This window comes from Streptomyces sp. NPDC047081 (assembly GCF_040643775.1).
Classification (GTDB): domain Bacteria; phylum Actinomycetota; class Actinomycetes; order Streptomycetales; family Streptomycetaceae; genus Streptomyces.
Genome location: NZ_JBEYUY010000006.1, coordinates 107,055 through 131,895, shown reverse-complemented (window position 1 = coordinate 131,895; position 24,841 = coordinate 107,055). Strand labels below are relative to the sequence as shown.

The 24,841-nt window shown below is 67.9% G+C and carries 26 protein-coding genes; 25 read left to right on the top strand and 1 reads right to left on the bottom strand.

Annotated features, from left to right (window positions below):
* Window position 1 precedes the first annotated feature (1 nt).
* The 20 genes from rplX to ABZ848_RS13385 all read left to right on the top strand — a co-directional run bounded on the left by rplX (window position 2) and on the right by ABZ848_RS13385 (window position 12,867).
* Complete coding sequence (gene rplX, locus ABZ848_RS13480; protein WP_003992365.1) at window positions 2-325, top strand: 50S ribosomal protein L24; 324 nt, start codon at window positions 2-4, stop codon at window positions 323-325.
* On the top strand, window positions 325-882 hold the full coding sequence (gene rplE / locus ABZ848_RS13475; RefSeq protein ID WP_003974255.1) for a 50S ribosomal protein L5: 558 nt from the start codon (window positions 325-327) through the stop codon (window positions 880-882). The genes rplX and rplE overlap by 1 nt, the downstream gene beginning before the upstream one ends.
* 5 nt (window positions 883-887) lie before the next feature.
* Window positions 888-1,073: a type Z 30S ribosomal protein S14 gene (locus ABZ848_RS13470; RefSeq protein ID WP_003956452.1), complete on the top strand. Its 186-nt coding sequence runs from the start codon at window positions 888-890 to the stop codon at window positions 1,071-1,073.
* A 214-nt stretch (window positions 1,074-1,287) separates the two neighbouring features.
* Window positions 1,288-1,686 (top strand): 30S ribosomal protein S8, encoded by a 399-nt coding sequence (rpsH, locus tag ABZ848_RS13465; protein ID WP_007384075.1) that lies wholly within the window; start codon window positions 1,288-1,290, stop codon window positions 1,684-1,686.
* A gap of 24 nt (window positions 1,687-1,710) precedes the next feature.
* Window positions 1,711-2,250, top strand: a complete 540-nt coding sequence (gene rplF / locus ABZ848_RS13460) for a 50S ribosomal protein L6 (RefSeq protein WP_360830146.1) — start codon at window positions 1,711-1,713, stop codon at window positions 2,248-2,250.
* Between the two features lie 3 nt (window positions 2,251-2,253).
* Window positions 2,254-2,637, top strand: coding sequence for a 50S ribosomal protein L18 (gene rplR, locus ABZ848_RS13455; protein ID WP_071364959.1), 384 nt, complete (start codon window positions 2,254-2,256; stop codon window positions 2,635-2,637).
* Window positions 2,638-2,673: 36 nt separating this feature from the next.
* Window positions 2,674-3,279: a 30S ribosomal protein S5 gene (gene rpsE, locus ABZ848_RS13450; RefSeq protein ID WP_009190144.1), complete on the top strand. Its 606-nt coding sequence runs from the start codon at window positions 2,674-2,676 to the stop codon at window positions 3,277-3,279.
* Between the two features lie 2 nt (window positions 3,280-3,281).
* Window positions 3,282-3,464 (top strand): 50S ribosomal protein L30, encoded by a 183-nt coding sequence (rpmD, locus tag ABZ848_RS13445; protein ID WP_003974250.1) that lies wholly within the window; start codon window positions 3,282-3,284, stop codon window positions 3,462-3,464.
* Window positions 3,465-3,466: 2 nt separating this feature from the next.
* Window positions 3,467-3,922 (top strand): 50S ribosomal protein L15, encoded by a 456-nt coding sequence (rplO, locus tag ABZ848_RS13440; RefSeq protein WP_242772507.1) that lies wholly within the window; start codon window positions 3,467-3,469, stop codon window positions 3,920-3,922.
* A 197-nt stretch (window positions 3,923-4,119) separates the two neighbouring features.
* Window positions 4,120-5,433: a preprotein translocase subunit SecY gene (secY, locus tag ABZ848_RS13435; protein WP_242772505.1), complete on the top strand. Its 1,314-nt coding sequence runs from the start codon at window positions 4,120-4,122 to the stop codon at window positions 5,431-5,433.
* Window positions 5,433-6,095 carry an adenylate kinase gene (locus ABZ848_RS13430; RefSeq protein WP_360830139.1) on the top strand — a complete coding sequence of 221 codons (663 nt, stop codon included), beginning with the start codon at window positions 5,433-5,435 and terminating at the stop codon, window positions 6,093-6,095. Before secY ends, ABZ848_RS13430 begins: the two co-directional genes overlap by 1 nt.
* Before the next feature lie 96 nt (window positions 6,096-6,191).
* Complete coding sequence (gene map / locus ABZ848_RS13425) at window positions 6,192-7,028, top strand: type I methionyl aminopeptidase (protein ID WP_360830136.1); 837 nt, start codon at window positions 6,192-6,194, stop codon at window positions 7,026-7,028.
* Window positions 7,029-7,180: 152 nt separating this feature from the next.
* A complete protein-coding gene (infA, locus tag ABZ848_RS13420) occupies window positions 7,181-7,402 on the top strand; it encodes a translation initiation factor IF-1 (RefSeq protein WP_003948620.1) in 222 nt (73 codons plus the stop codon).
* Between the two features lie 29 nt (window positions 7,403-7,431).
* Entirely contained in the window at window positions 7,432-7,545 is a 114-nt protein-coding gene (gene rpmJ / locus ABZ848_RS13415) for a 50S ribosomal protein L36 (protein WP_003998809.1), read from the top strand.
* Window positions 7,546-7,741: 196 nt separating this feature from the next.
* Window positions 7,742-8,122 (top strand): 30S ribosomal protein S13, encoded by a 381-nt coding sequence (gene rpsM, locus ABZ848_RS13410; RefSeq protein WP_009300593.1) that lies wholly within the window; start codon window positions 7,742-7,744, stop codon window positions 8,120-8,122.
* A 70-nt stretch (window positions 8,123-8,192) separates the two neighbouring features.
* Window positions 8,193-8,597, top strand: coding sequence for a 30S ribosomal protein S11 (gene rpsK, locus ABZ848_RS13405; RefSeq protein ID WP_003956432.1), 405 nt, complete (start codon window positions 8,193-8,195; stop codon window positions 8,595-8,597).
* Window positions 8,598-8,845: 248 nt separating this feature from the next.
* Window positions 8,846-9,868 (top strand): DNA-directed RNA polymerase subunit alpha, encoded by a 1,023-nt coding sequence (locus tag ABZ848_RS13400; protein ID WP_003966937.1) that lies wholly within the window; start codon window positions 8,846-8,848, stop codon window positions 9,866-9,868.
* 112 nt (window positions 9,869-9,980) lie between these two features.
* Window positions 9,981-10,490, top strand: coding sequence for a 50S ribosomal protein L17 (rplQ, locus tag ABZ848_RS13395; protein ID WP_360830132.1), 510 nt, complete (start codon window positions 9,981-9,983; stop codon window positions 10,488-10,490).
* Between the two features lie 146 nt (window positions 10,491-10,636).
* On the top strand, window positions 10,637-11,500 hold the full coding sequence (gene truA, locus ABZ848_RS13390; RefSeq protein WP_360830129.1) for a tRNA pseudouridine(38-40) synthase TruA: 864 nt from the start codon (window positions 10,637-10,639) through the stop codon (window positions 11,498-11,500).
* An 89-nt stretch (window positions 11,501-11,589) separates the two neighbouring features.
* Window positions 11,590-12,867 carry a glycosyl hydrolase family 28-related protein gene (locus tag ABZ848_RS13385; protein WP_360830126.1) on the top strand — a complete coding sequence of 426 codons (1,278 nt, stop codon included), beginning with the start codon at window positions 11,590-11,592 and terminating at the stop codon, window positions 12,865-12,867.
* A 91-nt stretch (window positions 12,868-12,958) separates the two neighbouring features.
* On the opposite strand, the gene ABZ848_RS13380 is transcribed toward ABZ848_RS13385, so the two are convergent.
* Window positions 12,959-17,380 (bottom strand): choice-of-anchor D domain-containing protein, encoded by a 4,422-nt coding sequence (locus tag ABZ848_RS13380; RefSeq protein ID WP_360830123.1) that lies wholly within the window; start codon window positions 17,378-17,380, stop codon window positions 12,959-12,961.
* Between the two features lie 276 nt (window positions 17,381-17,656).
* On the opposite strand from ABZ848_RS13380, the gene ABZ848_RS13375 reads away from it, so the two are divergent.
* The 5 genes from ABZ848_RS13375 (at window position 17,657) to ABZ848_RS13355 (ending at window position 24,833) form a co-directional block, all read left to right on the top strand.
* A complete protein-coding gene (locus ABZ848_RS13375) occupies window positions 17,657-19,258 on the top strand; it encodes a cellulose synthase catalytic subunit (protein ID WP_360830120.1) in 1,602 nt (533 codons plus the stop codon).
* Complete coding sequence (locus ABZ848_RS13370) at window positions 19,255-20,304, top strand: glycosyl hydrolase (RefSeq protein WP_360830118.1); 1,050 nt, start codon at window positions 19,255-19,257, stop codon at window positions 20,302-20,304. Before ABZ848_RS13375 ends, ABZ848_RS13370 begins: the two co-directional genes overlap by 4 nt.
* On the top strand, window positions 20,301-22,175 hold the full coding sequence (locus tag ABZ848_RS13365) for a glycosyltransferase family 39 protein (RefSeq protein ID WP_360830115.1): 1,875 nt from the start codon (window positions 20,301-20,303) through the stop codon (window positions 22,173-22,175). Before ABZ848_RS13370 ends, ABZ848_RS13365 begins: the two co-directional genes overlap by 4 nt.
* On the top strand, window positions 22,172-24,007 hold the full coding sequence (locus ABZ848_RS13360) for a glycosyltransferase family 39 protein (RefSeq protein ID WP_360830112.1): 1,836 nt from the start codon (window positions 22,172-22,174) through the stop codon (window positions 24,005-24,007). Before ABZ848_RS13365 ends, ABZ848_RS13360 begins: the two co-directional genes overlap by 4 nt.
* Window positions 24,008-24,077: 70 nt before the next feature.
* The gene (locus ABZ848_RS13355; RefSeq protein WP_360830109.1) at window positions 24,078-24,833 is read left to right on the top strand and encodes a polyprenol monophosphomannose synthase; all 756 of its coding nucleotides are present in this window, start codon (window positions 24,078-24,080) and stop codon (window positions 24,831-24,833) included.
* Window positions 24,834-24,841: the final 8 nt, after the last annotated feature.

Genomic DNA, 24,841 nt, shown 5'->3' with positions numbered 1-24,841 from the left:
CATGAAGATCAAGAAGGGCGACCTGGTCCAGGTCATCACCGGTAAGGACAAGGGCAAGCAGGGCAAGGTCATCGCGGCCTTCCCCCGCGAGGACCGCGTCCTGGTCGAGGGTGTCAACCGGGTCAAGAAGCACACCAAGGCCGGTCCGACCGCTCGCGGTTCGCAGGCCGGCGGCATCGTCACGACCGAGGCGCCGATCCACGTCTCCAACGTCCAGCTGGTCGTTGAGAAGGACGGCAACAAGGTCGTCACGCGTGTCGGTTACCGCTTCGACGACGAGGGCAACAAGATCCGCGTTGCCAAGCGGACGGGTGAGGACATCTGATGGCTACCACCACGACTCCGCGTCTCAAGACGAAGTACCGCGAGGAGATCGCGGGCAAGCTGCGTGAGGAGTTCTCCTACGAGAACGTCATGCAGATCCCCGGCCTCGTCAAGATCGTGGTCAACATGGGTGTGGGCGACGCCGCCCGCGACTCCAAGCTGATCGAGGGCGCCATCCGCGACCTCACCACGATCACCGGTCAGAAGCCGGCCGTCACCAAGGCCCGCAAGTCCATCGCGCAGTTCAAGCTGCGTGAGGGCCAGCCGATCGGTGCCCACGTCACGCTCCGTGGCGACCGCATGTGGGAGTTCCTGGACCGCACCCTGTCGCTCGCGCTCCCGCGCATCCGCGACTTCCGTGGTCTGTCCCCCAAGCAGTTCGACGGCCGTGGCAACTACACCTTCGGTCTCACCGAGCAGGTCATGTTCCACGAGATCGACCAGGACAAGATCGACCGTACCCGGGGCATGGACATCACCGTGGTGACCACGGCGACCAACGACGCTGAGGGCCGCGCGCTCCTTCGTCACCTCGGCTTCCCCTTCAAGGAGGCGTGAGCGAGATGGCGAAGAAGGCTCTGATTGCCAAGGCTGCTCGCAAGCCCAAGTTCGGTGTGCGTGCGTACACCCGCTGCCAGCGCTGCGGCCGTCCGCACTCCGTGTACCGCAAGTTCGGCCTGTGCCGCGTGTGCCTTCGTGAGATGGCTCACCGTGGCGAGCTGCCGGGCGTGACCAAGAGCTCCTGGTAATCCCCCTATTTAGGGATTCCAAGGGCTCTCGGTAAGCAATGGGCGTGTCAGGCGCCCACCCTTCCATGGCTTAGGCTTGGAGGGTTGGGCGTCTGACGATTGCCCGTACGACTTACTACGCCGTAGGTCCACCGCGCCGCACCCGTCCCGTCTCGGATCGGGGAGAGGGATGGCGCACCAGGAAACCCCGGCGAGAGAGGCCGAAGGCCAATTCATGACCATGACTGATCCGATCGCAGACATGCTTACGCGTCTGCGGAACGCGAACTCGGCATACCACGACTCCGTGACGATGCCCGCTTCCAAGATCAAGTCTCACATCGCGGAGATCCTCCAGCAGGAGGGTTTCATCACGGGCTGGAAGGTCGAGGACGCCGAGGTCGGCAAGAACCTCGTCCTGGAGCTGAAGTTCGGCCCCAACCGTGAGCGCTCCATCGCGGGCATCAAGCGGATCTCCAAGCCCGGTCTCCGGGTGTACGCGAAGTCCACCAACCTGCCCAAGGTCCTCGGTGGCCTCGGCGTGGCGATCATCTCCACGTCGCACGGTCTCCTGACCGACAAGCAGGCCGGCAAGAAGGGCGTGGGTGGGGAAGTCCTCGCCTACGTCTGGTAGCGGAAGGGAACGGAGGAAACAGCTATGTCGCGTATTGGCAAGCTCCCCATCACGGTTCCCGCCGGCGTGGACGTCACCATCGACGGCCAGACGGTCTCGGTCAAGGGCCCCAAGGGCACGCTGACCCACACCGTCGCGGCGCCGATCGAGATCGCCAAGGGTGAGGACGGCGTCCTGAACGTCACCCGCCCCAACGACGAGCGTCAGAGCAAGGCCCTGCACGGCCTGTCCCGCACGCTGGTGGCGAACATGATCACCGGCGTGACCCAGGGTTACGTGAAGAAGCTCGAGATCAGCGGTGTCGGTTACCGCGTGACGGCCAAGGGTTCGAACCTCGAGTTCGCGCTCGGCTACAGCCACCCGATCACCGTCGAGGCGCCCGAGGGAATCTCCTTCAAGGTCGAGAACCCGACGCGGTTCTCGGTCGAGGGCATCGACAAGCAGAAGGTCGGCGAGGTCGCGGCCAACATCCGCAAGCTGCGCAAGCCCGACCCGTACAAGGCCAAGGGCGTCAAGTACGAGGGCGAAGTCATCCGCCGCAAGGTCGGAAAGGCGGGTAAGTAAGCCATGGCATACGGACAGAAGATCCTGAAGGGCGACGCCTACAAGCGCGCCGCGATCAAGCGCCGTCACATCCGGATCCGCAAGCGGATCAACGGTACGGCGGAGCGTCCGCGTCTGGTCGTTACCCGCTCGAACCGCCACATCGTGGCCCAGGTGATCGACGACCTCAAGGGTCACACCCTTGCGTCGGCGTCCACCCTGGACACCTCGATCCGCGGTGGCGAGGGCGACAAGTCGGCCCAGGCCAAGCAGGTCGGTGCCCTGGTCGCCGAGCGCGCCAAGGCCGCCGGTGTCGAGGCCGTCGTGTTCGACCGTGGTGGCAACCAGTACGCCGGGCGCATCGCCGCCCTGGCGGACGCCGCCCGCGAAGCCGGGCTCAAGTTCTGAGCCGCTCGTAGCTAGCGGAAAGAGAGAGGTAATCCAATGGCTGGACCCCAGCGCCGCGGTGGCGGTGCCGGTGGCGGCGAGCGGCGGGACCGTAAGGGTCGTGACGGTGGCGCAGCCGCCGCCGAGAAGACCGCTTACGTTGAGCGTGTCGTCGCGATCAACCGTGTCGCCAAGGTTGTGAAGGGTGGTCGTCGCTTCAGCTTCACCGCGCTGGTCGTGGTGGGCGACGGTGACGGCACCGTGGGTGTCGGTTACGGCAAGGCCAAGGAGGTGCCGGCCGCCATCGCCAAGGGTGTTGAGGAGGCCAAGAAGCACTTCTTCAAGGTCCCCCGTATCCAGGGCACCATCCCGCACCCCATCCAGGGTGAGAAGGCTGCCGGCGTCGTTCTGCTCAAGCCCGCGTCCCCCGGTACCGGCGTTATCGCCGGTGGCCCGGTGCGTGCCGTGCTCGAGTGCGCCGGTATCCACGACGTGCTGTCGAAGTCGCTCGGCTCCGACAACGCCATCAACATCGTGCACGCGACCGTGGAGGCCCTGAAGGGTCTGCAGCGTCCCGAGGAGATCGCGGCCCGCCGTGGTCTGCCCCTCGAGGACGTCGCCCCCGCGGCTCTTCTCCGTGCGCGTGCCGGGGCGGGTGCGTAATCATGGCGCAGCTCAAGATTACGCAGGTCAAGTCCTACATCGGCAGCAAGCAGAACCACCGTGACACCCTGCGCTCCCTTGGTCTCAAGGGCATCAACACGCAGGTCGTCAAGGAGGACCGCCCCGAGTTCCGCGGCATGGTGCACACCGTCCGCCACCTCGTGACGGTCGAGGAGGTCGACTGATCATGGCGGAGAACAACCCGCTCAAGATCCACAACCTCCGTCCCGCCCCGGGCGCCAAGACCGCCAAGACCCGTGTCGGTCGTGGTGAGGCGTCGAAGGGTAAGACGGCCGGTCGTGGTACCAAGGGCACGAAGGCCCGCTACCAGGTTCCGGAGCGCTTCGAGGGTGGGCAGATGCCCCTCCACATGCGCCTCCCGAAGCTGAAGGGCTTCAAGAACCCGTTCAAGACCGAGTACCAGGTCGTGAACCTCGACAAGCTGGCCGCGCTGTACCCCGAGGGTGGCGAGGTCACCGTCGAGGGTCTGGTGGCCAAGGGCGCCGTTCGCAAGAACAGCCTGGTCAAGGTGCTCGGCCAGGGCGAGATCTCCGTGGCGCTGCAGGTGACGGTCGACGCCGTCTCCGGCTCCGCCAAGGAGAAGATCGCCGCTGCCGGCGGCACCGTCACCGAGCTCGTCTGAACCACTCAGGCGTCTCGATGACTTGAGCGATCCCGACCGGGGATATCCCACAAAGGGGTATCCCCGGTTGGTCGTTCCACGGGGAGCTGTGCCGCCGGTAAGGTAGCCTGCACCGTTCGTTATTCGTATCCGTCGTATCCGTCGAACCTCAAGACCGTCACCCTTGACGCAGTTGCGCGGGGGTCGCAGGAGGCACCGTGCTCACCGCGTTCGCCCGGGCGTTCAGGACGCCCGACCTGCGCAAGAAGCTGCTCTTCACGCTCGGCATCATCGTGGTCTACCGGGTCGGTACCCACATCCCGATCCCCGGCGTCAACTACACCGCCGTCCAGCAGTGCGTGGACGAGGCTTCCGGCAACCAGGGCCTGTTCGGCCTGGTGAACATGTTCAGTGGCGGTGCGCTGCTGCAGATCACGGTCTTCGCGCTGGGCATCATGCCGTACATCACGGCGAGCATCATTCTGCAGCTGCTGACCGTGGTGATCCCGCGCCTGGAAGCCCTCAAGAAGGAGGGCTCGGCCGGTACGGCGAAGATCACGCAGTACACCCGCTACCTGACCGTGGCGCTGGCCATCCTGCAGGGCACCGGCCTGGTGGCCACCGCCCGCAGCGGTGCGCTCTTCTCCGGCTGCACCGTCGCGTCCAGCATCGTCCCGGACCAGGCGATCTTCACCACCATCACCATGGTGGTCTGCATGACCGCCGGTACGGCCGTCGTGATGTGGCTCGGCGAGCTCATCACCGACCGCGGCATCGGCAACGGCATGTCGATCCTCATGTTCATCTCGATCGCCGCGACCTTCCCGTCCGCGCTGTGGGCCATCAAGAAGCAGGGCACCCTGGCCGGCGGCTGGATCGAGTTCGGCACCGTGATCCTGGTCGGCCTGGTCATGGTCGGCCTGGTGGTCTTCGTCGAGCAGGCCCAGCGCCGGATCCCGGTCCAGTACGCGAAGCGCATGATCGGCCGCCGTTCCTACGGCGGGACCTCGACCTACATCCCGCTGAAGGTCAACCAGGCGGGTGTGATTCCCGTCATCTTCGCCTCGTCGCTGCTCTACATCCCGGCGCTGGTCGCTCAGTTCTCCGGCGGCACCTCGGGCTGGAAGACCTGGATCGAGACGAACCTGACCAAGGGCGACCACCCGATCTACCTGGTCAGCTACTTCTTGCTGATCGTTTTCTTCGCGTTCTTCTACGTTGCGATCTCCTTCAACCCCGAAGAAGTCGCCGACAACATGAAGAAGTATGGTGGCTTCATCCCGGGCATCCGGGCTGGCCGACCGACCGCTGAGTACCTCTCGTACGTGCTCAACCGGATCACCTGGCCGGGTTCGCTGTATCTGGGTCTGATCGCTCTCGTACCAACGATGGCGTTGGTCGGGTTCGGGGCAACCGGTAACTTCCCCTTCGGCGGGACGAGCATCCTGATCATCGTGGGTGTGGGTCTTGAGACGGTGAAGCAGATCGAGAGCCAGCTCCAGCAGCGCAATTACGAAGGGTTCCTCCGCTGATGCGAATCGTCCTCGTCGGGCCGCCGGGTGCTGGGAAGGGTACTCAGGCCACCCGCCTTGCCGGGAAGCTGTCGATCCCGCACATCTCCACGGGCGACCTGTTCCGCGCCAACATCAGCCAGCAGACGGAGCTCGGGAAACTCGCGAAGTCCTACATGGACGCCGGCAACCTCGTGCCCGACGAGGTCACCATCGCGATGGCGAAGGACCGCATGGAGCAGAAGGACGCCGAGAACGGCTTCCTGCTCGACGGTTTCCCGCGCAATGTGTCGCAGGCCGAGGCGCTCGACGAGCTGCTCAAGACCGAGGGCATCAAGCTGGACGCCGTACTCGACCTCGAAGTCCCCGAGGAGGAGGTCGTCAAGCGGATCGCCGGCCGGCGCATCTGCCGCAACGACTCGGCGCACGTGTTCCACGTGACGTACAGCCCCGCGAAGAAGGAAGGCGTCTGCGACGTCTGCGGCGGTGAGCTGTACCAGCGCGACGACGACTCCGAGGAGACCGTCCGCACCCGGCTGGAGGTCTACCACACGCAGACCGAGCCGATCATCGACTACTACAAGGCGCAGGGCCTGGTCGTCACGATCTCCTCCCTGGGCCCGGTGGACGAGGTCACGCAGCGCGCCCTGGAGGCGCTCAAGCGCGAGGACGACGGCAAGTAGCCGTCGGCGAGTACGGCCGTGACACCCACAGGGGGTCACGGCCGTACTGTTGTGTAGGTAACCGGTTGACGCGAGTGACGGAGAGCGCAGGACCCCATGGTGCAGATCAAGAGCCCCGAGCAGATCGCCAAGATGCGTGAGGCGGGGCTGGTCGTCGCCGCGATCCACGCGGCCACCCGCGAGGCGGCGGTGCCGGGTGCCAGCACCAAGGACCTGGACGAGGTCGCCCGCAAGGTGCTCGCCGAGCACAACGCCAAGCCCAACTTCCTGGGTTACGGCGGCTTCCCGGCCACGATCTGCACCTCCGTCAACGAGGTGGTCGTCCACGGCATCCCCTCGGACGAGGTCGTCCTCAAGGACGGCGACATCATCTCCATCGACTGCGGCGCGATCATCGACGGCTGGCACGGCGACGCGGCGTACACCGCCTTCGTGGGCTCCGGTCACGCCCCGGAACTGATCGAGCTCTCCCGGGTGACGGAAGAGTCCATGTGGGCCGGCATCGCGGCGATGAAGCAGGGCAACCGCCTGGTCGACGTCTCCCGCGCCATCGAGACGTACATCCGCCGCCAGCCGAAACCGGGCGGCGGCAAGTACGGGATCATCGAGGACTACGGCGGCCACGGCATCGGCACCGAGATGCACATGGACCCGCACCTGCTGAACTACGTCGACCGCCGCCGCGGCAAGGGCCCCAAGCTGGTCCCCGGCTTCTGCCTCGCGATCGAGCCGATGGTCTCCCTGGGCACCCCCAAGACGGAGGTCCTCTCGGACGACTGGACGGTCATCACGACGGACGGCACCTGGTCCTCCCACTGGGAGCACTCGGTCGCGCTGACCGAGCAGGGCCCCCTGGTCCTGACGGCCCCGGACGGCGGCAAGGCCAAGCTGGCGGAGCACGGGATCACTGCTGCTCCGGATCCCCTTGCTTAAAGATCTCCGCGCCGGGGCATCCTTCCTCGATTCGTCTTTCTGAGTGCCCTGACGTAGACTGACTCGTCGGCTCTCGTGCACCCGCATGTCCGCATGCACCCTTAAGGGAAAGTGCGGGAGTCGATCAAGGTAGTCGATTCGAAGGGCGAAGCGTGGCCAAGAAGCAAGGTGCCATCGAGATCGAGGGCACTGTCGTCGAGTCTCTTCCGAACGCCATGTTCAAGGTCGAGCTCCAGAACGGCCACCAGGTCCTGGCACACATCAGCGGCAAGATGCGCATGCACTACATCCGCATCCTCCCTGACGACCGGGTCGTGGTGGAGCTGTCTCCGTACGACCTGACCCGTGGCCGGATCGTCTACCGCTACAAGTAGATCCCTCTGACTCGGAGAACCTCAATCCCATGAAGGTCAAGCCGAGCGTCAAGAAGATCTGCGACAAGTGCAGGGTGATCCGCCGTCACGGTCGGGTCATGGTCATCTGCGAGAACCCGCGCCACAAGCAGCGCCAGGGCTGACGCACGATCGACCGATCCCTCTGCATCGATATCGCAGAGATTCGCGCGACGCGAGCTGAATATGTTCATACGCAGGACCCGAGCCGGAGACGGCTCGACACCCCCGGTTCGGAGGCCGGGGACCCAGTTCGTACCTGGTACGGCGGCTGGGAACCGGTTCTGCGGAAGACCTCCGAAGATCACCAGGAGCCATTGAATGGCACGCGTTTCCGGTGTTGACATCCCGCGCGAAAAGCGTGTGGAGGTCGCCCTCACCTACGTGTTCGGCATCGGCCGGACCCTCTCGAAGGAGACGCTGGCAGCGACCGGCGTCGACCCGAACACCCGCGTCCGCGACCTCTCCGAGGAGCAGCTCGTCGCGATCCGCGAGTACGTGGACAACAACATCAAGACCGAGGGTGACCTCCGTCGTGAGATCCAGGCCGACATCCGCCGCAAGGTGGAGATCGGCTGCTACCAGGGTCTCCGTCACCGTCGCGGTCTGCCCGTCCGCGGTCAGCGCACCAGCACGAACGCCCGTACCCGCAAGGGCCCGCGTCGCGCCATCGCCGGCAAGAAGAAGCCGGGCAAGAAGTAGTCCTCAGCGGACAACGCTTCATCAGCGGTCTTCGCTGTAGGACCGACCACCTCCCCGTAGGAGTTTGTAGATGCCCCCCAAGGGTCGTCAGGGCGCTGCCAAGAAGGTGCGCCGCAAGGAAAAGAAGAACGTCGCTCACGGCCACGCGCACATCAAGAGCACGTTCAACAACACGATCGTCTCGATCACGGACCCCTCGGGCAACGTGATCTCCTGGGCCTCCGCCGGCCACGTCGGCTTCAAGGGCTCGCGCAAGTCGACCCCCTTCGCCGCGCAGATGGCCGCCGAGTCGGCCGCCCGCCGCGCGCAGGAGCACGGCATGCGCAAGGTGGACGTGTTCGTCAAGGGTCCCGGCTCCGGCCGTGAGACCGCGATCCGCTCCCTCCAGGCCACCGGCCTCGAGGTCGGCTCGATCCAGGACGTCACCCCCACCCCGCACAACGGCTGCCGTCCGCCGAAGCGTCGCCGCGTCTGACACGCAGGCTCACGGCGGCTCGGCTTTCGGCTGGGGGTGTGGGGGTTATCCCCCACATGTCGCAGTACGGCTGCCGTCCGCCGAAGCGTCGCCGCGTCTGACGCACGGTCGCTTTCAGGATTCGGGCGGTACGGCTCCGTAAAAGGGCCGTATCGCCCGTACCCTTGCAGTACCCGTCCCTCTTGCCGGGGGCGGTTCCGTCGGGCGTCAAATAGCGGGCGTCCACGAAAGAAGGATCTGATCCACACATGCTGATCGCTCAGCGTCCCTCGTTGACCGAAGAGGTCGTCGACGAGTTCCGCTCCCGGTTCGTGATCGAGCCGCTGGAGCCGGGCTTCGGCTACACCCTCGGCAACTCCCTCCGTCGTACCCTCCTCTCCTCGATCCCCGGCGCGGCCGTCACGTCGATCCGGATCGACGGCGTGCTGCACGAGTTCACCACCGTGCCGGGCGTCAAGGAGGACGTCACCGACCTGATCCTCAACATCAAGCAGCTGGTCGTGTCGTCCGAGCACGACGAGCCCGTTGTGATGTACCTGCGCAAGCAGGGTCCGGGTCTGGTCACCGCCGCCGACATCGCGCCCCCGGCCGGTGTCGAGGTGCACAACCCCGACCTCGTCCTCGCCACGCTCAACGGCAAGGGCAAGCTGGAGATGGAGCTCACGGTCGAGCGTGGCCGCGGTTACGTCTCCGCCGTGCAGAACAAGCAGGTGGGTCAGGAGATCGGCCGTATCCCGGTCGACTCGATCTACTCGCCGGTTCTGAAGGTCACGTACAAGGTCGAGGCCACCCGTGTCGAGCAGCGCACCGACTTCGACAAGCTGATCGTCGACGTCGAGACCAAGCAGGCCATGCGGCCGCGTGACGCCATGGCGTCGGCCGGTAAGACCCTGGTCGAGCTGTTCGGTCTCGCCCGCGAGCTGAACATCGACGCCGAGGGCATCGACATGGGCCCGTCCCCCACGGACGCCGCCCTTGCCGCCGACCTGGCGCTGCCGATCGAGGAGCTGGAGCTCACGGTCCGCTCCTACAACTGCCTCAAGCGTGAGGGCATCCACTCCGTGGGTGAGCTCGTTGCGCGCTCCGAGGCCGACCTCCTGGACATCCGCAACTTCGGTGCGAAGTCCATCGACGAGGTCAAGGCGAAGCTGGCCGGCATGGGCCTGGCCCTGAAGGACAGCCCGCCCGGATTCGACCCCACGGCCGCCGCCGACGCCTTCGGCGCCGACGACGACGCGGACGCGGGTTTCGTGGAGACCGAGCAGTACTGAGCAGTACGCCTCAGTACGCAGCAGTACTGACCGGTCGTTGCCGGTGAGCATCCGCTCATCGGGTTCCTGACCCCGGTACCTGACACGGCCGGGGCAGACCAAGGAGAAAGAAATGCCGAAGCCCACCAAGGGTGCCCGTCTGGGCGGCAGCGCCGCGCACGAGAAGCTGCTCCTCGCGAACCTCGCGAAGGCGCTGTTCGAGCACGGCCGTATCACCACCACCGAGGCGAAGGCCCGCCGTCTTCGTCCGTACGCCGAGCGTCTGGTCACCAAGGCGAAGAAGGGCGACCTTCACAACCGCCGTCAGGTGCTCCAGGTGATCACGGACAAGAGCGTCGTCCACACGCTCTTCACCGAGATCGGCCCGCGCTACGAGAACCGTCCGGGTGGCTACACCCGCATCACCAAGATCGGTAACCGCCGTGGCGACAACGCGCCCATGGCTGTCATCGAGCTGGTCGAGGCGCTGACGGTCGCGCAGCAGGCTACGGGTGAGGCCGAGGCCGCGACGAAGCGTGCCGCCAAGGACGCCGAGGCTGCGGCGCCGGCCGAGGAGACCAAGGTCGATGTGACCAAGGCCGACGAGGTCGAGGACGCTGCCGAGGAGTCCAAGGACGCGTAAGCGTTCTGCCGGGGGCTGTGCGGCCGGCGGCTGCGGGTTCGTTGTGGCTTGTCGCGCAGTTCCCCGCGCCCCTAAAAGCAGGGCGTTGGCGGGTCCGTTCCTTTCCAGGAGCGGGCCCGCTTTTGTGTTCCTGAGAGGATCTCTGTGTGAGTGACGAAGTGCAGTCCGGGTATGTCCGTGTCCGTCTTGACCTCTCCTACGACGGTTCCGAGTTCTCCGGGTGGGCCAAGCAGGCCGGGGGGCGGCGGACCGTGCAGGGGGAGATTGAGGATGCTCTGCGTACCGTCACCCGGTCCGGGGATGTCTCGTACGAGCTGACCGTGGCCGGGCGGACGGATGCCGGGGTGCATGCTCGGGGGCAGGTGGCGCATGTCGATCTGCCGCGTGAGGTGTGGGGGGCGCATCACGACAAGTTGCTCAAGCGGCTTGCCGGGCGGTTGCCCAGGGATGTGCGGGTGTGGGCGCTGAGGGAGGCGCCCGCCGGGTTCAACGCGCGGTTCTCGGCGGTCTGGCGGCGGTATGCGTACCGGGTGACGGACAACCCCGGGGGAGTGGATCCGCTGCTGCGCAATCACGTCCTGTGGCACGACTGGCCGCTCGACGTGGACGCCATGAACGCGGCCGCCGAACGGCTGCTGGGGGAGCACGACTTCGCCGCGTACTGCAAGAAGCGGGAGGGCGCGACGACCATCCGTACGCTGCAGCAGCTGAGCCTGGTGCGCGGGGACGACGGGATCATCACGGCGACCGTGCGGGCCGACGCCTTCTGCCACAACATGGTGCGGTCGCTGATCGGGGCGCTGCTGTTCGTGGGGGACGGGCATCGCGGGCCGGAGTGGCCGGGGAAGGTACTGGCCGCGGGTGTCAGGGACTCGGCCGTGCATGTCGTACGACCGCATGGGCTGACGTTGGAGGAAGTGGGCTATCCGGCCGACGAGTTGCTGGCCGCGCGGAACAAGGAGGCGCGGAACAAGCGGTCGTTGCCGCTACAGGGTGGGTGCTGCGGCTAGGCAGCCCGGTATTGGGAGGGGATCGGGTTTCCATGGAAACCTCGCGAAGACATGTGCTTCTTGCCGCGGCGACCGTAGGGACCGCGGCAATGACCGTCACCGGTACGGCCTCGGTGGCGACGGCGGCCACCACGGCGCCGACGGACTGGCTCGACGTGACAGACCCGTCCTACGGGGCGGTCGGCGACGGCGCGGCCGATGACGCGCCCGCCATCAACAAGGCACTGGCCGCCTGCCCGAGCGGGGGTGTGGTCTACCTGCCCGCCGGCACGTACGCCGTCGCACGGCCGCTGGAGATACCGTCCGGCGTGACACTCCGGGGCACGCACGGGAACCACCTCCAGCCGACCCTGTCCTCTGTCCAGCCGCGTGTGGACTTCTCGGGGCAGGGTCTCCACGCGACGCCCGACGACGTCACCCTGAACCCCGCTGTCATCCGCTTCCTGGACAAGGAGACCTGGGACTACAACGTCCTTCCGGACGGCCACAGTTCCGAGCAGCGGGTCGTCGACATCAGCATCGACGGGTCCCGGCTTCCGGGTGGCCGTACATTCAACGGCGGCACCGGCCCCAACAGCGGAAGCAACACGGTGGACGGGATCCAGGCGTACGGGCTCGTGCACAGCGTTGTGCTTCAGGACGTCTCGATCACGGGTGTCGGAGGGCGCGGTATCGCCACCCCTCACCACACCATGGCGACCAGCGGAGCCAATGGTGCCTACAGCTGGAGAGGGACCCGGATCGTCGCCAGTCACTGCGGCGGTCATGGGTTCAGTCTGTCCATGACGGACTGCACGTGGATCGATCTGGAGGCGATCGGCTGCAAGGGGAGCGGCTTCTACGTCGTCAACGCGAGCAACTCACAGTTCATCGGCTGCCGTGCCGAGTTCAACGAGGTCCACGGGCTCCAGGTGACCGGCACCTGGAGCAGCGGCCAGGGCGCGGGCGGCTGCAGTTTCGCCAACTTCAGCACCGACCGGAACAACAACAACGGTGTGTACGTGGACGCGCAGGGCACCAGCCCCGTGCTCTTCAATGGGCTCATGCTCCGTCGGGACGGCAGTTACAAGGGCGCGGGCGGCGGGGGATTCGCGGGGTTGAAGATCCAGGGGGCGACCACGCCGGTCGTCGTCAGCGGCGTCACCGTTTTCCCGGGTGTCGAGGATGACGGGAGCGGCGTCAACTCGCCGCAGTACGGGGTGGCCGCCACCGGCGCCGCGTTCGTCTCGGTCACCGGCGGCTACCTCCAGGCCGCGCAGGCTCCGGTCCGGGACGGGGGATCCAACACGGTGTTCCACGTCGACCCGGCGGTGGGCCGGATGTTCGGGGCCACGTCCGCGCCTCAGATGGCACCCAGTAGCCCGTGAGAAGAGGGCCCTACGCTCCCGGCACCCTCCGACTTGCCCCGCCCTGGGCCGCTGGCCGAGGGCGGGGCTGTTCAGCGGGTCGCAACCGTGCTCACTGCTTGACGGTGAAGTACTGCCAGGTGCCCCAGGTGTTGAGGTTGGTGGTGTCCTTGCTGCTGCGGACGTATTCCGCGGCTATGCGGAACTTGCTGTTGGTCCACTTGGTCAGGGACATCTTGTAGCGGCCGGTGCTGGTGGAGGTGAGGGCGGCGCAGGGCGTGGTGGTTTGGGTGTGCCAGGCGCCGCTGTAGTAGCGCTGTACGCGGAAGAGCAGGCACTGGCCGGCCTTGTTGGGGGTGATCGTGGCGTCGAGTTGTGCCTTGACGGTGTGGTGGTACACGCGGTACAGCGTGCTGCCGTAGTGCGTGCTCGTGTAGTAGCCGGACAGTTTCTCCGAGACCCGTACCTGGGTGTGGACGGTTCGGGCGGCGGTCTTCGGCGCGTACCTGTAGTCACCGGCGAACACCGCGCTGAATGTGGTGTTGCGGGTGAGCTTGTAGGTCGCTGCCAGGTTGCCGTTCGAGTCCACCGTGCCCGACTTGACCAGGACCGAATCGCGGCCGTACGGCTTGGCGTAGATCGACACCTTGCGGCTGTTGTACGTCGTGCCGAGGTGAGCGGTGATCTTCGCCGTCTTGGCGTAGGCGTACGTCGAGTGGTCCGTGGCGATGGTCAGGGACGTGGCGGTCCGGGACACCTGGACGGTGGCGGTGCTGCCGGCCGACTTGTGTGAGACGTCGCCGGCGTAGGCCACCTTGTAGGTGTTGGCGCCGCCGATCTGCGGGGTGTCCGTGAATGTGAACGTGCCGTCCGCGGCTACCTTCGCGTCGGCGAGGGCGACGCCGGACGAGTGTCCGAGGTCGGTCTTCGTCACCTTGACGACCCCGCCGGTGGTGAAGGGCGAGCCGGAGAGCGTGCCGGAGACGGTCAGTTTCTTCGTGCGGGTGGCCGTGGCGGGGGCTGTGAGCGTGACCTTGGTGGCCAGCTTCGCCACCTGGACCTGGCTTGTCGTGCTCGCCGCCTCGTGTGTCGTGTCCCCTTCGTAGCTCGCGGCGTAGGTGTAGGTGCCCTCCGCCGACGGGGTGTCGCTGAAGGTGAAGGAGCCATCAGCCACCGCCGTCGCGTCGGACAGCGCTGTTCCGTTCCGTGTGATGTGCACGGCCTGACCTGCGGCGAGCGCCGTGGACGAGGTGAGCGTGCCGGCGACGGTCAGCTTTCGGCCCGGGACACCTGTGCTGGGGGCGGTGAGGTGGAGGGAGGTCGCCGCCTTCGGGTCCACCGGGGCCGCCGCCTCGCTGACGACCGGGCCGCTCACCGTCTGCACGTCGGAGCTGTCGCCGGTGGCGCCGGAGAAGGCCAGGAGCGCGGTGGACGTCAGCGTCGGTGTCGCGTCCACCACCTGCGTCCCGTCGATCCAGACGTACAGATGGCCGGTCACCACCTGGATGTCGACCTGGTGGGTGCCCTGGCGCAGAGAGGTGCTGAGCGGGACCACCGACTGGTAGTCGATCGCCGACGAGCCGGCCGAACTGGTGCCGACGCCCACGAAGTTCTGCGCCTTGAGCGTGTCGTTCCAGCCGGTGCCGAACGCGACCACCGTGCCCGGCCGTCCCGCGATGCCGAGGCTGTCACCGGTGCCGCCCAGTGCCGAGGCGGAGTTCTGGTCCGGGTCGAGCAGGGCGAGCGTCATGCCCTTTCCGCCGGTGCCCGGGCCGAACTTGGTGGTGAAGGTGGCCCGCAGCCCCTCGGTGCGCAAGGGCTCGGTGTACACCGCCGTGCCCGCCTGGTTGCTGGTGGCCGTGGTCAGCTGGACCCCGCCGCCGTCGGCCGACACCGCCGAGCCGTTGGTCTGCCACTTCCCGTCGGCGGCCGATGTGGTCGTGGCGGTGCCCGTGCCGGTGCCCTTGACCTGCACGTACATGGCGCCCTGGCCGTTGCCGTTCTCGTCGGTTCCGGTGCCGGTGACCTCGTAGGAGGCGCTCAGGTCCGCCGCCGAGCGCGGAGTGAACGTCACGCTTTGTACGGCGGTCTGCTCAGGGCCGATGATCAGGCCCTCCGACAGCTGCACGGGGCTGTTGAAGTCACCCGTCGGCGCCTTGGCCTTGGTCACCGTCACCGGGATGTTGCCGGTGTTGGTGATCGTGAACGACAGCGACTTGGAGCTGCCGATCGGGACCTCGCCGAAGTCGAGTGAGCTCGTGGAGAACTCCAGGTGCCCCTGTCCCGTGATGGCCGTCGCCCCAACCGGCACGCTCAGCGTGTGCGTGGCGCCCCCGCCGCTGCTGCTGACCACGAGCGCATCACTGTCGGTCCCGTCGGCGGTCGGCGTGTAGGTGACCGAGAGCACGAACGAGCCACCGGCCGGTACGACGGTCCCCGCGCTCGGCAGCCCCGAGGCGGAGAAGGCGCCGCTGGGCGAGTCGACCGAGTCGATGGTCTCCGGTTCCGTACCGGTGTTGGTGATCTGGAGGTTCAGCGTCGAGCTGCTGCCGGTGGGCACTTCCCCGAAGTCCAGGGCGGCCGGTGCCGCCCCGAAGCCGGGCTTGGTGCCGACGCCGTGGAGGGCGAAGACCAGCTTCTGGCCGTCCGAGAGGTTCGCGGTCAGGGTGCCGTTGATGCCGCCGGTGGTGGTGGGGGCGAAGCTGATCGGTACGTCCAGGGTGGCGTCCGCCGCCAGCGCCGTGGGCTGCTCGGCGGTGGGTACCGCGGACGGGTCGACCGTGAACGCGCCGGAGGCCTTGAGCCCGGTGATGCTGACGTCCTGCGTGGCCGTCAGTTTCATCTTGGCGGAGCTGCTGTCACCCACGCCGACCTGGCCGAAGTCCAGCGAGGCCGCGGTCAGAGCGGTCCTGGCGGGACTGCCGAAGCCGTAGAGCACACCGTCGCGGGTGCCGACGTATACCTTGCCGCCCTCGGCGGTCGGGGTGCTGAACTTCGTCGCGGTGCCGATCGGGGCGGACCACAGGAGCTGGAGCAGGCCGTTGCCGTCGGGGGTGGGGCTGTAGGCGCGCAGGGTACCGTCGGCTCCGGAGGCGTTGCTCGCGGAGGTCATCCACACCAAGGCGCTGGACTCGTCCGTGCCGTTCGACGTGACCAGGGGAGAGCCGCTGGTGTAGCCGAAGGTGTCCTGGCTCTGGCCGGTGAGGGTGAGCGTGGGTGTACCGCCGTTGCGCACGCCGTACTTGAGGGCGCGCAGCGGGCCCTGGTTGCCGACCACGTAGACATAACCGCCGTCGCCGCCCCAGAACGCGGGGTGCCCCCACATGCCCTGGTAGGGCCCGGACACGCTCACCGCCGCGTCACCGCCCTGGGCGCCCTGGCCCATGCCGCCGAGGTTGTCGCGGTCGAGGAGGAACACCCGCCCGTCCTTGCCCTGCTGGACCAGCAGGTGCGGGTGCTCGCTGGTACCGAAGCCGTCCGGTAGCGCCATCGGGGCACCCGAGGAGATGTCCTGGTCGTTGAGGTCCAGGGTCGCTGCGTCGCTCGGGCTGAAGAAGTCGGCCGTACTGAGGCTGTCGTCCGCGCCGACCTGGAGGCGTACGACGGACTCGGCCAGGGTGCCCTGCACGGTCGTGCCCGGCCCGGGCGCCGGGCTGATGCCGTTGCCGGTGCTGAAGAAGATCCGGCCGGAGCCGTCGGACACCAGTCCGCCGCCCGCCTGCCAGATACCGGCGCCGCCGGTGCCGGCACCGGTCGCGGTCGCCCACATCGAGGTGATGCTGTGCGCGGTGGTCCTGACTCCCACCACATAGCCGCGGTACGGCCATGCGTCGCAGTGGGCGCCGAAGCCCGCGTAGACGACGCCGTCCATCAGCAGCAGGCCGGGGCGCTGCTGCTCGTAGTAGGCGTCGAAGCTGACGCTCGGGTCGTTGACGGGGCTTCCGGCGATGGTGACCGGCCACCCGGAGCGCTCGGCTCCGGAGGTCGGGTCCACGGCGTGCATCAGCCACGTCGGGTGACGGTGGGTGGAGGTGCCGTCGTCGACCTTGGTGGTGAAGTAGACCGAGTCGGTGGCGGAGTCGTAGACCGGGGTCGCGGTCGTGCCGATGTTGGGCACCAGGTCACCGCAGCCGATCGCCGAGGCCGGCCACGCCGCTCCGTAGTTCTTGCTCCACTCGATCTCACCGGTGGCTCGGTCGAGGCCGTACATGGTGTTGCTCTCGGTGACCGCGATCACCTGGTCGCCCAGCACCAGCGGCTGGGCATATATCTGGCCATCCAACTTGGTGGCGAAGAGCTGGCCGAAAGCCGACGACTGGACGACCGCGGGGGAGAGCGAGGACTCGTCCTGGTCCCAGTTGGTGCGCAGGTTGTCGACACCCTGGGTGCTCTGGTCGGCCTGGGCCGAGGAGGCCACCAGACTGACGGTCGTGCCGATCAGTGCGGCGGTGGCCACGGCCACCGTCGCGAGCAGCCATCTGCGCCGCCGGTTGCGGTGGCGGCCACCGCGTGCGGGCATAGTGAACCCGGGCAAATCGGGACCCTCCCCCTGATATCCGCACCCGGAACGGACACAGGCACGGCACAAACGTGAAGACTGAGTGGTTGTTCATACCATCAGTTGGCTGATTTGTGCAGTGGAGCACCTCTGCTACCCCTGTGACACGTGATGAAACCCTCACTTAACAAGGTTGTTGAGTCACAAAGGAAAAACCCAGTTATGCTTTCGCGGTCCGGCTGAAAGTTCGATTTTTAGGGGCAGCCGGCTTCTGGGTGGGTTCACAGGGTCGTCCAGGCCCTGGGGGGGTTCATGAGTAGTGCAGTGAACGCTGCCGCGCGCGCCGACCGCCCTCGCAGGCGCAGGCGAGTGGCCGAAAACCATGGGCTGTTGCCGCAGCCGCCGGACGACTCCGAGAAGTACTCGTACACGCGCCGTCACCTGTGGGTCCTGACGCTGGGCTCGCTGGTCAGCTTCGCCTGTCTCGCGGTGAGCCAGTTCCTGTTCACGGCGTCCAGCCCATGGTTCTGGCTGACCATGCCGCTGCTCGCCTTCGTGGTCGCGGACTACCTGATCTCGCTGTACCTGGACGGGCTCAGCAAGGACTTCGACATCAAGGCGCACAAGCGGCTGGTGCGCGACTGGCGGCCCGCGGTCTACCCCAGCGTGGACGTCTTCCTGCCGGTGTGCGGTGAGCCGCTGGAGGTGCTGCACAACACCTGGGTCAACGTGAACCGGCTCAAGGGCACCTACCGCGGCGTCGTCAAGGTGTACGTGCTGGACGACGCCGACGACCCGGAGGTCGGCGCCATGGCGCGGGACTTCGGCTTCCGCTACGTGGTGCGGGCGAACCGCGGCTGGTTCAAGAAGGCCGGCAACCTCCACCACGCCTTCGGGATCACCGACGGCGACCACATCCTCATCCTCGACGCCGACTTCGCGCCGCGCGCCGACCTGCTCGACGAACTGCTGCCGCACATGGACGCCGACGAGCGGATCGGGATCGTGCAGTCGCCGCAGTTCTTCCGGATCACCGACCGGCAGAACTGGATCGAGCGCGGCGCGGGAGCGGTGCAGGAGCAGTTCTACCGGTCCGTGCAGACCTCCCGCGAGGACAAGGACGGCTCGATCTGCGTCGGCTCGTGCGCGGTGTACCGGCGCGCGGCCCTCGCCCAGATCGGCGGCATCACGCTGATCGAGCACTCCGAGGACATGTACACCGGTTTCGACCTGCGGGCGCTGGGCTGGAAGCTGCGCTACGTGCCCGTCGCGGTCTCGGCCGGTGTGTGCCCGGACACCGCTGGTGCCTTCCACAACCAGCAGTACCGCTGGTGCATGGGCTCGCTGGAGCTGCTCACCAGCAAGCGGTTCTGGGAGCTGGACCTGAAGTTCCAGACCCGCCTGTGCTACATCTCGGGCTTCCTCTACTACCTGCAGACCGCCCTGGCGACCTTCCTCACGCCGATCATCCCGCTGTCGCTGATGATCCTGCGCCCCGATCTCCTGCGGGCCGAGGCGGCGATGTGGGTGCTGCCAAGCGTGGCGTACGTGACGCTGGTTCTGCCCTTCTGGCACCGCGCCCCCTACCGGCTCGAGGCCTGGGCGGTGCGGCTGATGTACGGCTGGTCGCACGTCTTCGCCGTGTGGGACGTGCTGCGCGGCCGTCCCATGGGCTGGAAGCCGACCGGATCACAGGGCGCCAAGAAGAACGGCATGCGCCGCTGGTGGATCGGCATGGTCGGCTGGACCGGCGGCACCGCGGTGCTCTGGGTGGTCATCGCCGCCTATCGGATGCTCACCGAGTACCCGCCGGACTTCGCCCTGATGCTCTCCGCAGGCCTCTTCTACGCGATCGTCGTCGGTCGCGCCCTCGTCCAGCCGCGCGCACGCGCAGTGCAGGAAGCGACCGCATGATTCACCATCCACGCACCGCACGAGCCCTTCGGCCCGTGCGGATGCTCGCCGCCGCGTTGCTCACAAGCGCTCTCCTGGCGGGCTGCACCACGTTCTCCGACAAGGGGCGTGACGACTACGAGCGTGCCCAGGGCGAGCAGCCGGGTGCCGCGAGCCCCGGCGAGGCCTCCGAGTCCGCGAAGCCCGAGCCTCCGTACGACGTACGGCCGCTGCTGCAGCCAGCCAAGAAGTATCTCGGGGTGGCCGCCGACGGCGCCCCGGCCAAGATGAGCTCCGTCCAGGACTTCGCGAAGCGCGGTGGCAAGAAGCCCAACCTGATCGAGTTCTACTCGGCCTGGGGCGACCAGTACGAGACCCAGCTGGTGCAGAAGACCTGGGACTACGGTGCCCTGGCCTTCATAGCCTGGGAGCCCTTTGACGCCACCCTCAAGGACATCGCCTCCGGCAAGGAGGACGACTACATCCGTTCCTACGCGAAGTCCGTCAAGGAGCTGAACCTGCCGGTGGCGATCAGCTTCGCGCACGAGATGAACGGCTTCTGGTACCCCTGGGGCACCAAGAAGGCCACGGCCGCGCAGTTCACCGCCGCGTACAAGCACATCCACGACCTCTTCGACGACGAAGGCGCCACCCAGGTCATCTGGGTGTGGAGCCCGAACGTCGTCAACCCGATGCCCAAGGTGAAGCTCAAGCCGTACTGGCCGGGCGACGACTACGTGGACTGGGTCGGGGTCATCGGCTACTACGCGGCCACCGGACCGTCGACGTACAAGACGCTCTACGGACCGACGATGAGCCAGACCCGGTCCTTCACCAAGAAGCCGTTCATCATCGCGGAGACGGCGGCGCAGGCCGGTGAGCGCAAGCCCGCCGACATCAAGGACCTCTTCGAGGGGACCGCGGAGCGCGCCGACGTCGTCGGGCTGGTCTGGTTCAACTTCGACAAGGAGACCGACTGGCGCATCAACAGCGGGCCGCTGTCCGAGAAGGCCTTCCGGGAACAGGCCGCGGGCACGCGTTTCGGATTCGATGTGACCAAGCCATGACCGACCGGCACACGCCCGTATGGGCGGACGACCCCGGTCTGCGGGGCGAGGCGCACGACCCGTCGTACGGGGGCGAGCGGGTGCGGTGGCCCGGTGCCCAGTCCCAGGACCCGTCGTGGTCGTACGAGCAGCAGTACGCCTACCAGGCGTACCCCGCGGCGCAGCAGGGCGAGGTGACCGACACCGGCAGCTGGCGTTTCGACGGCCGCACCTCCTCCTACACCGACCAGCAGACCTACGACACCTTCGCGCCCTACGACCCGTACGCCACGTACACCGCGGCGGAGCCGGAGCCGGCGGTGGCCCCCGCGCCGGTGGCTCCCGAGCCCGAGCCGGAGCGGCCCGGCTATGTGCTGCCGCCCGTCCCGGAGTCCTCCTGGGCCGTGGACACCGGGCGCAGCCGGCTGCTCGGGCGGCTGGTGCTGCTGTGCGTCCTGCTCATCCAGGCGGGACTGTCGCTGCGGCTGCGCGGCACCGCGTTCGAGGACGAGGCGCTGTACGTCCTCGCGGGTCACTACGAGATCGGCAACATCCTGCACGGCACCCCCGTGCCGGGCGACTTCGAGGGCTACTTCTCCGGCTATCCCAAGCTGTACCCGGTGCTCGCCGCGATGGTCGACAGCGTGGCCGGGCTCGCCGGGGTGCGCATCGTCAGCCTGGTGTTCATGCTCGGCGCGACGAGCCTGCTGTACGCGATGACCCGCCGGATGTTCGACGTCCGGGCGGCGATCGGCGCGGCGGCCCTCTTCTCGGTCATCCAGTCCACCGTGTTCCTCGGCAACTTCGCCACCTTCGACGCGGCGGCGATCTTCTTCCTGGCGCTGTCCGCGTGGATCGTGGTGCGCACCGGCCGTGCGCCGATCGTGGCGGTCGTGCTCGCGGCGCCCCCGGCGGTCCTCGCCTTCGCCACCAAGTACGCGGCGGGCCTGTACCTGCCCACCCTGCTGGTCCTCGCGGTGCTGACCGCCTACCGCCACCGCGGCTTTCGCGCGCTGGCGCGCGGAGTGCTGCTCGGCGGGGCGATGGGCGTCCTGCTGGGAGCCGGGTATCTCTTCGCCGGATCGCTCGGCGGTATCAGCCAGACCACCACCAACCGCGCCAAGGGGGCCGACACCGCGGCGCAGCTCCTGGAGCACAGCGCCCAGTGGGGTGGGCTGATGTTCCTCACGGCGGTGGGCGGCTCGATCGCCTACGCGATCCGTCCGCACATGGGGGAGATGCCCTGGCTCGAACAGGTGGGCCCCGGCCGGTTCCGCCGGATCGCGCTCGGCGTGCTGCTCACCGGCGCTGCGCTGCTCGCCCCGGCCTACCAGATCCATCTGCACACCGAGGTCTCGCTCTTCAAGCACGTGGGCTTCGGCCTGCTGTTCGCCGGCCCGATGGCGGGCCTGGGCATCTCACGCCTCGTCGGCCCGCACTTCCGGCACCCGCAGCTCGGGATCATGCTGTACGTCCTGACGCTCGTGTTCGGCATGGTGCAGGCGCAGCAGAACTACAGCTTCCCGGACTCCCGCGAGATGACGGCCGTCCTGCGCCCCATGGTCGACCGCAAGGGCAGCTATCTGGCCGAGGAGCACGAGGTCCCCGCCTACTACCTGCGGGACGTCACGGGCTACGGGCAGTGGCAGAGCACGTTCGGCATGGACTACACGGACAAGAAGGGCAAGCGGTACTCGGGCCCCGAGGCCTACGCCGCCGCCGTCAAGGACGCGAAGTTCGACGTCATCGTGTTGCGCGGGACGGTCACGCCCGACGTCGACACGGCCGTGACGGACGCGCTGCGCGGCAACCCTCACTACCGCCTGGCCGCCGTCACGCGATTCACCACCAGCAAGGGCGACGGCGCGTACCGGATTTGGGTGAAGAGATGAGTTTCGACGCCTCCGCCCGGTACGACGGCGGGTATGCCGACGGTTCCCCGGGACACGACCTGTATCCGGACCAGGACGCCTATGGCGGACAGTGGGCGGGGGCCGGCCAGGACGGCTACACCGTTCCGAGGCAGGGCGGCTCTGCGGGGCCGGGGACCTACGCGGAGTCCGGGCAGTACTCCGGGCCGGAGCTGTACGCGGGCGCCGACGGGTACGCCGGCGCCGGGACGGCCCCCGCGCCGGTGACCGTCACGGAGCCCGAGGTTCCGCAGGCAGCCGTGGCCGAGAGCGGCGAGGAGACGTCGGCGGACGCGAAGGGCGGGCGCATCGCGGCCGTCGTAACGTTCCTGCTGCCCACCGCACTGGCCTTCGCCCTGATCCTGCGCCACTTCGGGGACCGCGAGCTGTGGCGGGACGAACACGCCACCTGGTGGGCGGCCAGCCTGTCGTTGCGCGACCTCAGCATGCTGATCCGCACCGTCGACGTGGTGTTCACGCCGTACTACGTGTTCATGCACGGCTGGGTCGCGTTGGCCGGTGACTCCCCGAGCGCGCTGCGGGTCCCGGGCGCGGTGGCCATGGCGGCGTCGGCCGGACTGCTCGCCCTGCTCGGCAGGCGGCTGTTCACGACGCAGGTGGGTGTCCTCGCGGGGCTGGCCCTGGCCGTCCTGCCGCTGACCACGCGGTACGGGCAGGAGATCCGGCCGTACCCCTTCGCGGTCGCCGTGGTGCTCCTGTCGACGCTGCTGCTCGCGCGGGCGCTGGACCAGCCGTCGTTCAAGGTGTGGGTCGCCTACATGCTGTCGGTGCCGCTGATCGGCTGGAGTCATCTGGCCTCGCTCGCGGTGCTCGGCGCCCACCTGGTGATGGTCGTGCAGAAGCGGCGGGCGGGCGACAAGATCGTCGGCTGGGCCTACACCGCGGCACTGATCCTCGGCATGTGCTTCGTCATGCCGATGGCCGTGTCGGGCTCGGGGCAGAGCGCCCAGATCGCGTGGAACAACCCCGGCTTCCAGGACCTGGTGAACTTCCCCGAGAACCTCTTCGGTTCCTGGGCGGTGGCCGTGCCCGTGATGGCGCTGGGCCTGGTCGGGCTCTGCTTCGCGGGCCGGGCGGCGCTGCCGCTGGCCGTGTGGATCGTGCTGCCGCCGGTGGCGACCTATCTGACCGCGGCCCAGCTGCACCTCTTCCTGCCGCGCTATCTGCTGTTCACCGCGCCTGCGTGGGTCCTGCTCACGGCCGTCGCCGTGGGACGCCTGGCCGGTCCGGTGGCCGGGGCCGCGGCCGGCTCCGGCGGCGCGGTGCGGCGCGGGTTCGGCTGGGTGCTGGCGGCCGCCGCGGTCGCGGGACTGGCCTTCCAGTCGCTGCCCGGTATCCGCGATGCCCGGCACAACGCGCCGGGCGAGCCGGACTTCCGCGGTGCCGCGCAGGTCATCGAGGCCCAGCAGCGCAAGGGCGACGGCATCGTCTTCAGCGGCGTGCTGCAGGAACGCCGGGCCATGGCCTACGAACTGCGCGAGGACGCCGGTCGGCCACGGGACGTGCTGATGTACCGCACGCCGCAGGAGCGGGGGTCGTTCGACGCGGCCGAGTGTCCGCGGCCGGCGAGCTGCCTGGCGAAGAGCGAGCGGCTCTGGCTGGTGGCCACGACCCCCGACGGACAGCCGTTCAGCGGGATGCCGAAAGCCACGGCGACCGCGATCCAGAAGGACTTCCGGATCGTGAAGACCCGGAAGCTCGACTACCTCCGGTTGGTGCTCCTCCAAAGGACACGGGCGGCGACGGACGGAACGTCCGACGACGACGCCGCCAGTCGCAAGGTGCACCTCTGAGCCGGATTCTCCGGACCGCCGGAAGAGCCTCTTCCGGCGGCAGCAAGTCACATTTGGGGAGGGAAAGAAAATGACGTACGACCTGGGGGGTGCTCGCGTCACCGTGGTGATGCCCACCTACAACGAGGCGGCGAACCTGCCGCGGATGGCGGAGGCCGTGCTGTCGCTCGGGCTGCCCGGGCTCCACCTGAAGATCGTCGACGACTCCAGCCCGGACGGTACCGGGCGGATCGCCGAGGAGCTCGCCGAGAAGTTCAACTGGGACGGGCAGTACCGCATGAGCGTGCTGCACCGTACCGAGAAGGACGGGCTCGGGCGGGCCTACGTCGCCGGGATGAGCGCCGCGCTCGACGAGGGGGCCGAGTACGTCGTGCAGATGGACGCCGACGGCAGCCACCCGGTGGAAGCGGTCCCACGGATGCTCGGCACGGCCGTCGCGTCCGGCGTGGGGCTGGTCGTGGGCAGCCGGTACGTCGAAGGCGGCTCGCTGGACGAGGAGTGGGGCAGGCACCGCGTCCTGCTGTCCCGGTTCGCCAACCGGTACGCCCGGACCGTGCTCGGCACCAAGATCCGGGACATCACCGCCGGTTTCAACCTGTGGTCGGCGGCGACGCTGCGTGACATCGATCTCGCCACGCTCGACAGCGCCGGCTACAGCTTCCAGGTCGAGCTGAAGTTCAAGGCCGTCCGCGCCGGGCACAGTGCCGTCGAGATCCCGATCCGCTTCGAGGAGCGGACCGAGGGCGTGTCCAAGATGAACCTCTCGACCCAGATCGAGTCGGCGGTGATGCCGGTGCGACTGCGGCTGCGGAACCGACGGGGCTGAGCGCGGCG